We start from the raw sequence: 758 nt of genomic DNA on the forward strand, positions 1-758 counted from the left end.
TGGTGCCGGCCAGCTTGACCCGGATTGAGACGGTGCCCCTGACCCTGAATGGCAAGCTGGATCGCCAGGCACTGCCGACCCCGGTGTGGGTGAGTCGGGACGGTTATGTGGCGCCGCGCGATGCGCTGGAAACCCGGCTGTGTGCCGTCTGGCAGGACGTCTTGGGGCTGGAGCGGGTTGGCATTGAGGATAACTTCTTCCGGATCGGGGGGGATTCGATTGTCAGTATCCGGCTGGTGTCTAAACTTCGGCAGGCGGGTTTTTCGCTACAGGTCAAATCGATTTTTGATGCCCCGACGGTGGCGCGGTTGGCCAAGTTGCTGGCTCAGGCCTCCACGGCGGTCAGGGTGATTGCCGAGCCGGGATTATTAAGCGGGGAGTTTGATTTATTGCCGATCCAGCAGGCCTTCTTCGGCCGGAGCCTGCCGTGTCCGCACCATTGGAATCAGGCATTTATGATGCAGCTTCCCGGAGAAATCCGGCACGCTGATATTGAGCAGGCCCTGATCCGGCTGGCCGGGCGGCACGATATGCTGCGTACCCACTTTGTCAGCACGGAAGACGGTTACCGTCAGTGTTATCAGGCTGAGATGCCATTCGGGTTGCCCGTATTACACCGCGCTGATGTCAGCGTGCTGGAGAAGGCGGCATTACATCAACAGCTGACGCAGTGGCAAAGCAGGTTTGATTATGCTGCCGGGTCTTTATGGCAGGCCGGTCATCTGACCGGGTACGCGGACGGCAGCGCCCGGTTATTC

At 60.0% G+C, this 758-nt stretch carries 1 protein-coding gene; it reads left to right on the forward strand.

Going from position 1 to position 758, the window contains the following annotated elements; all coding sequences use genetic code 11:
- Positions 1-107 precede the first annotated feature (107 nt).
- The coding region (locus NXS07_RS20490) for a condensation domain-containing protein (protein ID WP_258087573.1) at positions 108-758 on the forward strand (651 nt) is incomplete at its 3' end.

The sequence above is a fragment of the Xenorhabdus bovienii genome, assembly GCF_024721015.1.
GTDB classification, from domain to species: domain Bacteria; phylum Pseudomonadota; class Gammaproteobacteria; order Enterobacterales; family Enterobacteriaceae; genus Xenorhabdus; species Xenorhabdus bovienii.